The organism is Stenotrophomonas sp. FR012 (assembly GCF_047520565.2).
GTDB classification, from domain to species: Bacteria; Pseudomonadota; Gammaproteobacteria; order Xanthomonadales; family Xanthomonadaceae; genus Stenotrophomonas; species Stenotrophomonas sepilia.
In genome coordinates this window covers 231,159-242,560 of sequence record NZ_JAXBQL020000001.1, presented here as the reverse complement: position 1 = coordinate 242,560, position 11,402 = coordinate 231,159, and the positions used below count along the sequence as shown (strand labels likewise).

Genomic DNA, 11,402 nt, shown 5'->3' with positions numbered 1-11,402 from the left:
CCCCCCCCCCCCCCCCCCCCCCCCCCCGCCAGGGACTGGGCCGCGAACTGGCACTCGCGCGCCTGCACCAGGCTGAAAGCGATCCGTCGATCGACCGCATCGCGCTCAGCACCAGCCAGCACACCCAGGGCTTCTATGCCGGCCTGGGTTTCCAGGTGACGCGCATCGTGCCCGATGGGCATGGCGCCGGGATCGACGCCGTTGAAATGGAGCGGGAGCTCTAGCGCTCCCGCCCCGGTGCCATCCACGAAGGGCGTGGATCTACCGCAGGCATCCCCTGCTCAGAACCCGACGCGCAGGTTGATCTGCCCACCCACATCGCGGCGGCCATCGCCATGCTGGCCCTGTACGAACATCGACAGCTGGCTGTTGCGGCCGAGGCCGACCGCCACGCCCACCTGGCTGACCAGGGCATTGCGTGCCATCACCGCGCTGTAGACATCGAAGGCATCACCACCGACCGCAAAGCGGTTGCGGCTGGCCACATCGGTATCCCCCGACGCATGCTGCCAACCCAGGCCGACCGTCAGCTGCGCCGGGAAGCGCTCGCCGCTGCCCACGTCCCAGCGCCCACGCACGCCCACGGTGCTGACATTGAGCGTGTCCTTGCCGCCTTCCAGCACCAGTGCCGCGCTGCCGCCCTGCTCCACCGCACGATCGCTGTCGACCCAGTGCTTGGTGAACTGCACATAGGGCTGCAGCTGGGTCCTGCCATGGGTCCATGTCCAGCTGCCTTCCACCTGGGCGATGGTCACATCGGAATCCTGGCGGCTGTACAGGGTCTGGCCCAACAACGGCACTTCACGCGTAGTGCGCGTCCGGTAGTCACCGCGCGACACGCTGCCACCCACCGCAAAGCCGTTGTTCCACTGTCCCTGTGCATACAGGCCGAACGTGTGGCCACGCAGGCGGGCCCGCGAGCTGCGATCATACAGCCGCGTATCCAGCCGCTCGTTGCCGGCCGCTGCACCCAGCACCACATGCTCGCCCAGCTGCCAGTCGACACCGGCCATCAGCGCATTGCGATTGGCGCGGATCTCATCGCCATTGCCGTCGCCATCCTGCCTGAACACCTTGCCGCTGCCGGCCAACCAGGCCGAAGCGCGCTCGCCACGCACGGTCGGCAACTCGCTGCCGAGTCGCTGGCGGATGCCTTCTTCCAGGTAGTTGTCGTACAGCAGCACCGCGCGGCTGGCCGCGTGCACTTCACCGGAGAGCTGTTCGAATGCGCTGCGCGCAGTGCCGGCGTCATACATCAGCACCGTGTTGTACAGGCCCAGGGCCGCGCCACTCTGCGGCAGGCTGTCCAGCGCCGCGGCGGTGTTGTACTGGTTGCGCGTGTTGGCCACGGTGGTGAACGCTGCGGTCTGTGCCACGTCGATCTGCAGGTTGGCCGTGTTGGCGGTGTAGACCGGGGTGATGGTCAGGAAGGCCGACGGCGAGGTTGCCGAGGCGAACTGCCCACTCACGCCACCGCCCGCATTGACCACCGTGTACTGCTGGCCCTGCTGGTAGCTGGTGCTCGGCGAAATGGTATTCACCCGCACGGTGCTGCCGCCCACATTCGCGCTGCCGCCCACCTGCACCGTGTCGCTGCCGGTGGCGCCCAGGTCGATGCCCAGCGTGCTGCCCGGTGACAGGTTCAGATTGCCGCCCACCGTGATCGTGCCGGTGCCATTGCCTGCACCACTGCCATTGCCCGCGCCATTGCCCGGCGACAGCACGCCGCCGCTGGACACCGTCACGCCACCGCCGGTACCACCGATGGTGCCGGTGCCGGACAGGGTCGTACCACTGCCGATGGTCCACTGGCCGCCGATCGTGCCGGTGACATTCAAACCGCCGCCGGTGACCTGGCCGGTGCCGCTGAAGCCACCACTGTTGCCGCCCAGATTCAGCGTGCCCGGGCCGGCCTGCACGATGCTGCCGCCGCCGGTGATGTTGCCGCCAAGCGTGGTGGTGCCACCGGTGTTGATGACCAGGCCGCCGTTGTTGGTGATGTTGCCGGTGATCGAGCCACTGGCCCCACCATTGCCGACCTGCACGGTGCCGCCGGCATTGATGGTGGTGCCGCCGGTATAGGTGTTGTTGCCGGTCAGGGTCACGGTGCCGGTACCGGCCTGGGTCAGGCCGCCACTGCCGCTGATGGTACCGCCCACCGTGGTGTTGCCGCCGACGTTGAACACCAGGCTGCCGTTGTTGCTGACATTACCGGTGATCGCACCGCTGGCGCCGCCATTGCCGACCTGCAGTGTGCCGCCGGTGTTGATGGTGGTGCCGCCGGTATAGGTGTTGTTGCCGGCAAGGATCACGGTACCGGTGCCCGCCTGGGTCAGACCACCGCTACCACTGATGGCACCGCCGACGGTGGTGGTGCCGCCTACGTTGAACACCAGGCTGCCGTTGTTGGTGACGCTGCCGCCGATGGCACCGGTCGCACCGCCATTGCCTACCTGCAGCGTGCCACCCGCGTTGATCGTGGTCGGGCCGGTATAGGTGTTGTTGCCGGTCAAGGTCAGCGTACCGCTGCCGGCCTGGGTGAGGCCGCCACTGCCGCTGATGGTGCCGCCCAGCGTGGTATTGCCCGCCACGCTGGACACCAGCGTGCCGTTGTTGGTGACATCACCGACGATTGAGCCCGTTGCCCCGCCATTGCCCAGCTGCAGCGTACTGCCGGCGTTGATGGTTGTGCCGCCGGTATAGGTGTTGGTCCCGGTCAGCAGCAGCGTACCGCTGCCGGCCTGGGTCAGGCTGCCGCTGCCACTGATGGTGCCGCCCAGCGCGGTGTTGCCGGCCACGTTGGAAATCAACGCGCCATTGTTGGTGATGTCGCCAGCGATGGCGCCGGTCGCGCCGCCGTTGCCCACCTGCAGCGTGCCGCCGGTATTGATGGTGGTCCCACCGGTGTAGGTGTTGTTGCCCACCAGGGTCAGCACACCGCTGCCCGCCTGGGTCAGGCCACCACTGCCGCTGATCGCACCGCCGACCGTGGTGTTGCCCGCAACGTCGAACACCAGGCTGCCGTTGTTGGCAACGTTGCCGGTGATCGCGCCGGTCGCACCGCCATTGCCCACCTGCAGCGTGCCGCCGGCACTGATGGTGGTGCCGCCGGTATAGGTGTTGTTGCCGGTCAGGGTCAGCGTGCCGCTGCCGGCCTGGGTCAGGCCGCCACTGCCGCTGATGGTGCCACCGAGCGTGGTGTTGCCGGCCACGTTGGATACCAGCGCACCGTTGTTGGTGATGTCGCCGACGATCGCGCCGGTCGCACCGCCGTTGCCGATCTGCAATGTGCCACCGGCATTGATCGTGGTTCCACCGGTGTAGCTGTTGTTGCCGGTCAGCACCAGCGTGCCACTGCCGGCCTGGGTCAAGCCGCCGCTGCCGCTGACCACCGCGCCGACGGTGGCCATCGTACCCAGGTTGTAGACCAGGCTGCCGTTGTTGGTGATGTCGCCCAGCACCGAACCGGTGCTGCCGCCGCTGCCGATATGCAGCGTACTGCCACCGTTGATGGTGGTGCCTCCGGTATAGGTGTTGTCGCCACTGAGGATCAGCGTGCCGGTACCGCTCTGCACCAGGCCGCCGGTACCACTGAGCACGCCGGCGAAGGTCGTGCTGCCGTTGTTGCCGCCGGTGGTCAGGGTTGCACCGCCCAGCACCACGCTGGAACCGGTCACGCCAGCGAGGCCTCCGATGCTCTGGCTGCCACCGGCGCTGATATCCAGCGTACCGGCACCGGCCAGGTTGACCGTGCTGGCACCGGACAGGCTGCCGCCGGCTGCCACCGCCAGCGTCCCACTGTTGATGGTGGTGGTGCCGGTATAGCTGCTGGCACCGCCCAGGGTGACCGTCGCCGCGCCATCCTTCAGCAGGCCACCGGCACCGCTGATCGGGCCGTTCAAGGTCAGTGCGTTGCTGCCGCCCAGAGTCAGCGTGCCGCTGGCCAGCTGCACGGTGTTGGCCAGCGTCAGCGCGCTGGTGCCATCCAGGCTGGCGTTGCCGCCTACGGTCAGCGCACCGGTTCCCAGTGAACCGTCGTTGCCCAGTAGCAGGCCACCGGCATTGAGGGTCACGCCGCCCGTGAAGACGTTGACGCCAGTCAAGCCCTGGATGCCTGCGCCGTTCTTTACCAGCCCCCCCGCCCCTCCGATGGTGCCGGCGAACGTGGTGTTGCCCACGCCATTGAGGGTCAGCGTGCTGCCACCCAACGCCACTGAAGAGCCTGCCACGCCTGCCAGCGAACCGATCGCCTGCGCGCCCCCCGCACTGATGTCGAAGGTGGTACCGGCGTTGGCCAGGTTCACCGCACCCGTCGCAGCGAGGCTGCCACCGGCGCCGATCGCCAGCGTGCCGGCATTGATGGTGGTGCCACCGGTGAAGGTGTTGGTGCCGGTCAACGTCTGGGTACCGGAGCCTTCCTTGATCAGCCCACCGGAGCCAGCCACCGAGCCACTGAACGTGCCATTGGTGGCGTCTCCGATCGTCAGCGTGTTGGCGCCCAGATTCACCGTGCCGTTGCCGATCAGGGTACCGAACTGCTGCGTGCCGCTGCCTGCCGACAGATCGAAGGTCGCCCCCGAGGCCAGGTTGACGATGCCACTGGCGTGCAGGCTCGCGCCCGCGCCCAGTGCCAGCGTACCCGCGTTGATGTTGGTGCCGCCGGTGTAGGTGTTGGTGCCGTTCAAGGTCAGCGTCGCGGCCCCCTCCTTGGTCAGGCTGCCGAGACCACTCAGGTTGCCGTTGAGGGTGAGGTTGTTGCTGCCCAGGACGGTCAACGCGTTGTTGAGGATGAAGTTGTTGCCGAGGATGACCGCAGTGTTCGAATCGAGCGTCGCAGCGCCTCCGACCGTCACCGTACCGGTGCCCAGCGCAGCATTGTTGCCGACCACCAGGCCACCGGCGTTGAGCGCCACGCCACCGCTGAAGGTGTTGGCACCGTTGAGCGTCTGCACGCCCGCACCGTTCTTGATCAGGCCGCCACTGCCGCCGATCACACCGCTGAAGGTGCTGTCCACGGTGCCGCCCAGAGTCAGCGTGCTGCCACCCAGCGCCACCGTGCTGCCCGCCACGCCGGCCAGCGAACCGATGGCCTGGTTACCCGCGGAGATGTCGAGCGTGCCCGCACCGGCCAGGTTCACCGCGCCGGTTGCGGCGAGGCTGCCACCGGCACCGATTACCAGTGTGCCGCTGTTGATGGTGGTCCCCCCGGTGTAGGTGTTGGCACCGCTCAGGGTTACCGTGGCCGCACCGTCCTTGATCAACCCACCTGTACCCGAGATCACACCGCCCAGTGCCAGCGACTGGCTGCCGAGCAGATCAAGATTGGCACCCGCTGCCAGGCTGATGTTGTTGGCAAGGCTGACGCCGGTCGTTGCATCCAGTGTTGCGTTGCTTCCGACCGTCAACGCACCGCTGCCGAGCGCAGCGTTGTTGCCGACCACCAGGCCACCGCCGTTCAGTGCAACGCCACCACTGAACAGATTGGCGCCACCCAGCGTGAGGATGCCGGCGCCATTCTTGACCAGGCCACCGGTGCCGGAAATCGCGCCATCGAAGAGGCTGTTGCCCACGCCACCGAGTGTCAGCGTCTGTGCCCCCAGGCTCACCGTCGAGCCGGCCACGCCGTTCAACGACCCGATGGTCTGGCCGGCCCCTGCGGTGGAGATATCGAAGCCGGTGCCTGCAGCGCTCAGCGTCACCGCGCCGGTCGCGGCCAGGCTGCCGCCCGGACCAATCGCCAGCGTGCCGGCATTGATGAAGGTGCCGCCGGTGTAGGTGTTGGCACCGGTCAGCGTCTCGATGCCCGCGCCCACCTTGCTCAGGCCACCGGTGCCTGCGATCGAGCCACTGAAGGTGCCATCGGTGGCGCCGCCCACTTCGATCGAGTTGGCGCCGAGGTTCACCGTACCATTGCCGACCAGGGTGCCGAACTGCTGCGTGCCGCTGCCGGCAGACAGGTCCAGCGTGGCACCGGTGGCGAGGTTCACGGTACCGCTCGCCGCCAGGCTGGCACCGGCGCCCAGCGCCAGCGTGCCGGCGTTGATGTTGGTGCCACCGCTATAGGTGTTGGCGCCGTTCAAGGTCAGCGTCGCGCTGCCATTCTTGGTGAGGCTGCCGGCCCCGGACAGGACGCCGTTGAGCGTCAGTGCATTGGTCCCGAGCACGGTCAGCCCGGCGTTGAGCGCGATGTTGTTGACCAATGTTGCCAGGCCGGTGGTATCCAGCGTGGCGGCACCACCAACAGTCAATGCGCCGGTGCCCAACGCCGCATCATTGCCAAGCACCAGTCCGCCCGCGTTGAGCGTTACGCCGCCGCCAAACGTGTTGGCTCCGGACAGCATCTGTACGCCCGCGCCTGCCTTGATCAGACCGCCGCCGCCACTGATCACGCCATCGAACGCGGCGTTGCCGGCCGTACCGAAGGTGAGCGAATTGCCGCCCAGCGCCAGGGTGCTGCCACCCGCACCGTTGAGCGCGCCGATGGTCTGGCTGCTGCCGGCACCGGAAATATCAAAGCCAGCGCCTGCACCCAACGTGACATCACCCGCTGCAGCAAGGCTGCCGCCCGTGCCCAGCGCCAGCGTGCCGGCATTGATGGTGGTGCCGCCGGTGTAGGTGTTGGCACCGGACAGCGTCAGCGTGGTGGCACCATTCTTGACCAGGCTGCCATTGCCGCCGACCACGCCCGACAGCGTCAGCGCATTGCTGCCCGGCAACGTCAGTACGACGCCCGAGCCCAGCGTGACCGCATTGCCGAGCGTCACTGCCGCGCCCGCGTCCAGCGTGGTACTGGCATTCACCGCCAGCGCGCCGGTACCGAGCGCATCATTCGCGCCGACCACCAGGCCTCCCCCGTTCAAGGTCAGGCCGCCACTGAAGGTATTGGTGTTGTTGAGGGTCAGCAGGCCCGCACCATTCTTGATCAGGCTGCCATTGCCCGCCACCACGCCACCGAGAGTGAGATCGTTGCTGCCACCCAGCGTCAGCTGCGTACCGGCACCGAAGTTCACTGCGTTGGCCAGGTTCAGCGCCACGGTGCTGTCCAGCGTGGTCGTGCCACCAATGCCCAGTGCACCGGTACCGAGTGCGCTGGCGTTGCCCAGAACCAGGCCACCGTCGTTGAGTGCAAGGCCACCACTGAAAGTATTGGCACCGGACAGCGTCTGCACGCCGGCACCGGTCTTGATCAGGCCGCCGGCACCATCGATCACGCCGGCAAAGCTGCCATTGCTGGCGCCGCCAAAGGTCAGCGACTGCGCGCCCAGCACCATGTGGCTGCCTGCCACGCCATTCAGCGCGCCGATGGTCTGCGCCGCACCGGCTGCGGAGATGTCCAGCGTTGCACCGGCACCGGCAAGATCCACCGCTCCGGCTGCGGCAAGACTGCCGCCCGCCCCCAGCGCCAGCGTGCCGGCGTTGATGGTGGTGCCACCGGTGTAGAGGTTGGCGCCGGACAGGGTGAGGCGGGCCGCGCCGTCCTTGATCAACCCACCGGCACCGAATACCGGACCGGTGAGCGTCAGGTCATTGCCGCCCAGCACGGAGAGATTCGCACCGGCGGCCAGGCCGATGAGGTTGCCTACGGTGAGTGCAGACGTTGCATCCAGCGAAGCGTTGCCGCCCACGTCCAGCTGGCCGGTACCCAGTGCCTGCGCATTGCCCAGCTGCAGCAGGCCCGCGTTGAGGCCGACACCCCCGCTGAAGGTGTTGGGTCCATTCAACGCCAGCGTGGCCGTACCATTCTTGACCAGGCTGCCAGTGCCACTGATGAGACCGCCCAGTGACACGTCCTGGCTGCCCAGCAGATCCAGCGCCGCGCCTGCCCCGAGGTTGACGTTGTTGGCGAGGTTCAGCGCTACTGAACTGTCCAGCGTGGCAGTGGCGCCCACCGACAGTGCACCGGTGCCCAGTGCGCCGGCGTTCCCCAGGAACACGCCGCCGCCGTTGACGGTGAGCCCACCACCGAAGCTGTTGGCGCCGTTGAGGGTCAACGTGCTGGCACCGTTCTTCACCAGCCTGCCGGTACCGGACACCACGCCACCCAGCGTGATCGCCTGCGAGCCCGGCAACGACAGCGCCGCACCCGCGCCCAGGTCAACATTGTTGGTCAGGCTCAACGGGGCGCTGCCATCGAGCGTGACGTTGCCGCCGATGCCCAGTACTCCGGTACCGAGCGCGCCGCTGTTACCCAGCAGCAGGCTGCCGGCGTTTGCGTTCAGTCCACCGCTGAAGGTGTTGGTGCCGTTCAAGGTCAGTGTCGATGCGCCATTCTTGACCAGGCTGCCGGTGCCGGTGATGTTGCCGCCCAGGGTCAGGTTCTGGCTGCCCGGCAGGGTCAGGGCCGCACCGAGGTTGATCGCATTGCCCAGGTTCAGCGCCGCAGTGGCGTCCAGCGAGCCGTTGCCACTGACCGTCAGCGCACCGCTTCCCAGCGCACCGGCGTTGCCCAGCACCAGGCCACCGGCCGCAAGATTCACCCCACCGCTGAAGGTATTGGCGCCGGTCAGCGTCTGCACGCCACTGCCCTGCTTGACCAGGCCACCGGTGCCGCCGATCACGCCAGCGAAGGTCTGGTTGGTGGCATCACCGAAGGTGAGCGTACTGCTGCCCAGTGCGAGGGTGCTGCCCGCCACACCGGACAATGCACCGATGGTCTGGTTGCCACCCAGCGCGATATCCAGTGCGCTGCCAGCGCCGGCCAGGCTGACCGCGCCGGTCGCCGACAGGCGCCCACCACTGCCCAATGCCACCGTTCCGGCATTCACCGCCAGCCCACCGGTGAACGTGTTCGCGCCGCCCAACGTCAGCGTGGCAGCGCCGTTCTTGACCAGGCTGCCGCTGCCGCCAATGACACCCCCCAGCGTCAACGCGTTCGAGCCCAGCACATTGAGCGAACCACCGGCGCCCAGTGTGATGCCATTGCCCACGGTGAGCCCGGTGCTGGCGTCGAGCGATACCGCGCCGCCGACGCTCAGTGCGCCGGTTCCCAGTGCACCGCCGTTGCCCAGCACCAGGCTGCCGGCGTTGAGCGCCAGACCGCCGCCGAATGTATTGGCGCCGTTGAGGGTCAGTGACGACGCACCATCCTTGATCAGGCCACCCGCGCCGCTGATCACCCCGTCGAACGTCAGCGCCTGCCCGCCAAGCAGATTCAGGCTGGCACCCGATGCGAGGCTGACAGCATTGGTCAGCGCCAGCGCCGTGGTGCCGTCGAAGGTGGTGTTGCCGCCGACAGAGAGTGTACCGCTGCCCAGCGCGGCGGCATTGCCCAGCAACAAGCCACCGGCGTTGAGCGCAACACCGCCCGTGAGGCTGTTGACGCCCGACAGGGTCTGCACACCGGTGCCGACCTTGATCAGGCCGCCGGTGCCTGCGGCGAACGTGCCGCTGTAGCTGGTATTGCCCAGCCCGCCCAGGGTCAGGGTGTGGCTGCCGAGGTTGACCGAACCGCCGAGGCCGGCCAGCGAGCCGATGGTCTGGTCGGCCGCCGCCGAAAGATCCAGGCTGGTGCCAATGTCCAGCGAGATCGCACCGGTGGGCGACAGGCTGCCGCCCGCGCCCAGCGCCAACGCGCCCCCGGCCAGGTTGAAGCTGCCGCTCAGCGAATTGGCACCGTTCAAGGTCAGCGTGCCGGCACCGTTCTTGGTCACGTTGCCGGCACCGGATATCGAGCCACTCAATGTCAGCGCATTGCTGCCCAGCAGGTTCAGCGAGCCCCCGCCATTGATCACCAGGTTGTTGCCCAGGTTGAAGCCCGCCGTCGTATCCAGCGAGGCGCTGCCACCGACGGTCAGGTTGCCGCTGCCGAGTGCACCGGCATTGCCCAGCAGCAGGCCGCCGGCATCGAGGTTGACGCCCCCGGAGAACAGGTTTGCGCCGCCGAGAGTAACAATGCCGGTGTTGTTGACCGTCAGCCCACCAGCGCCAGAAAGCACGCCATTCAAGCCGAACGCATTGGTCCCGGCCAGGGATAGATTGCCGCCGAGGCTGAACGCATTGGCCAGGTTCAGACCGGCCATGGAGGATGCGATGGCACCGCCGTTGACCGTGAACTGCCCTGTGCCGAATGAACCAGCATTGTTGAAATTGACCAGGCCATCATTGAGCGTCGTCAGGCCGGATCCGCCCCATGCGCCCTGCAGGTTCCAGGTACCGCTGTTGACAGTGAGCTTCTGGAAGTTGAGGTACTGGTTCCAGCCCAGTGTGGTCACCGCTCCGCCGGTGCCGGACCCCGGGCCGCTGACGACGTTCTGCAACACCAGCGTGTTGTTGGCCGCACCACTGCCGATGCCGGCATCGACCGATCCCGCAGCCGCAACCTTCACCCCGGTAACACCGGTAATCACGCCGGCAATGGCGGTGCCGCCGCCGGCCACAACGCTGGAACCCGACACTGCGGTGAAGGTATTTCCGCCGGTTGAATCACCCAGGTGAACGCTGCCGCTGACCGCCCCCGCATTGAGGAACGCGTTTCCTCCAGAAGCCCCCAGGCCGACGCGCCCGTCGATGGTGCCTGTGTTGGTCACGTTGGCTGCCGCGCCACCATAGGTCACCACCGTGGTCGCGTCGGAAACGCTACCTACGCCGATCAACGACGTACTGATCAGACCGGCATTGTTGATGGTGGTGGTGCCGTTGACATTCTGTGCCACCAGCGCCTGTCCACCGAAGCCCAGCAGCGTTGCGATGTTGACGACACCCTTGATCTGTCCGCTGGCGTTGTTGTTGACGACGATCGCGCTGTTGTTGGCAGAACCATTACCGATGACCAGGCCGGGCGAGGCAAGGACGATCGAGCTCGGATCGATCGTGCCATTGTTGTTGACCGTCACGTTGTCGCCGGTCAGCGTTGCTGCGTTGCCTCCACCTACGAACGGCGGCGTACGCAGCAACGCACCCGCGGCAATGTTCAGCGTGAGGCCGCTGGTCGCGTTGGAGTAGTTGTTGATGTTGGTGGTGCTGTCGCAGTTTACGGTCGTGGTGCCCGTACACGCCGCGAATGCCGATCCGCTGGCCAGTGTGGCGGCCAGTGCCGCCGCCAGCTGGTGCGCCCGCAATCGCGGCACCCGCCCTGCGCCGACCGCGCTTCCGCCGGGATTCCGGGTGACCTCCGAAGCAACCTGCATTACCCCAAGGGCGCGATTGAAAACCAGACGGTAAATGCGGTTCATCGGCAAATCTCCATGAAAAGACCGGATGGCACAGCTGGCAGGTTTTTCGAGACAATGCGGTCCACCCCTGCTCCCGATACGGGAACAAGGCCTGAAGGCATTAACTCCTGAAAATCTTCACATCTTCACGTGATCGCACCCCGGGACAGGTACGTCAGCGTGTCCACCAGGACGAAAACTCCCCGATTTCGCCCGACGAATGGCGGCACTGTGCGACCGGCCGTGCCAGCG

At 67.1% G+C, this 11,402-nt stretch carries 2 protein-coding genes; one reads left to right on the top strand and one right to left on the bottom strand.

The window, feature by feature from the left end; all coding sequences use genetic code 11:
* On the top strand, window positions 1-224 hold a 224-nt coding region (locus ACM0O9_RS01145; protein WP_495495871.1), incomplete at its 5' end, for a GNAT family N-acetyltransferase.
* A 57-nt stretch (window positions 225-281) separates the two neighbouring features.
* Here the strand turns inward: ACM0O9_RS01145 and ACM0O9_RS01140 are convergent.
* Window positions 282-11,171: an autotransporter-associated beta strand repeat-containing protein gene (locus tag ACM0O9_RS01140; RefSeq protein WP_414604253.1), complete on the bottom strand. Its 10,890-nt coding sequence runs from the start codon at window positions 11,169-11,171 to the stop codon at window positions 282-284.
* Between the last annotated feature and the right edge of the window lie 231 nt (window positions 11,172-11,402).